Below are 244 nucleotides of genomic sequence, written 5' to 3' on the forward strand. Positions count from 1 at the left end.
CAGAAAAAAGATGTACGGTTTTGTTCCACCGAGTAAAGAGCTCTAACACGATTAATCGAGGATCATCAGCTTGTTTTATTGCGAGAGAAACAATCAATTTAGCAATTAAACCACCTCGGGCAGAATCTACAAAACGAATCAGTAAAGTGTGTGCAAAATCAACCGCTTGATCAAAAGCAGAATCAAAATCACTTTCCTCTTCCCATGTTGGGTTAAACATACAAATTGTTTGGCTTAAGCTAAT

At 37.3% G+C, this 244-nt stretch carries 1 protein-coding gene; it reads right to left on the reverse strand.

Going from position 1 to position 244, the window contains the following annotated elements:
- The coding region (locus tag CWB76_RS19690) for an MYG1 family protein (protein WP_138609773.1) at positions 1-244 on the reverse strand (244 nt) is incomplete at both ends.

The sequence above is a fragment of the Pseudoalteromonas sp. S1609 genome, from assembly GCF_005887255.1.
Classification (GTDB): Bacteria; Pseudomonadota; Gammaproteobacteria; order Enterobacterales; family Alteromonadaceae; genus Pseudoalteromonas.